Here is a 556-nt window from a genome sequence, read left to right as displayed (position 1 = left end):
GACAAAGCGATCGGCCTGGTTGTCCATGGTCTGAATACGCGCATCCAGCATCTTCACAGATTCAATAAACGGAATCTTGAAGTGCAGGCCTGGTGCAACGACCAGCGGCTTGTTGTCATTGTCACGCAGAACTTTACCAAAGCGCAGTGTAATACCGCGCTCGCCTTCTTTGACCACAAAGACAGACATGAACAGAACTACCAGAACGATGATGATAATCGCAATAACTGACTTACGCATCGTTATTCCCCCTGACGCTGGTAGTCGTTACGCTGCGCGTTAACGCGGCGTTGGTCCATAATATCGCCCTGACTGGTGGACGAAGTGTTGCTTGCTCCCGTGCTGGAAGAGGATGCTGGCGGCAGAGTCAGCAGGTTTGAGNTTCAGCATCTGATCCAACGGCAGAACCATCAGATTGCTGCCCTTATCGTTAACCAGTACTTTACGGGTATGGCTCAGCACTTTTTCCATGGTTTCGATATACAGACGCTCGCGAGTAATCTGCGGTGCGGCTTTATATTCCGGCAGAATTTTTGCGAAACGAGCCACTTCACCC

1 protein-coding gene and 1 pseudogene are annotated in these 556 nt (G+C 50.6%); both read right to left on the bottom strand.

The genetic code is table 11. The annotated features are described in order from the left end of the window. Nucleotides 1–240: SPFH domain-containing protein (locus tag FDX22_RS22525; protein WP_255433038.1), on the bottom strand; the 240-nt coding region annotated here is incomplete at its 3' end. A gap of 2 nt (nt 241–242) precedes the next feature. Further along, nucleotides 243–556 (bottom strand): annotated as a pseudogene (locus FDX22_RS22520) (protease modulator HflK); the annotation flags it as partial.

The sequence above is a fragment of the Citrobacter sp. TBCS-14 genome (assembly GCF_005280805.1).
Taxonomy (GTDB): Bacteria; Pseudomonadota; Gammaproteobacteria; order Enterobacterales; family Enterobacteriaceae; genus Citrobacter; species Citrobacter gillenii.
Note: the sequence above shows the minus strand (reverse complement) of the source record. Positions and strands in the feature narration are given on the sequence as shown.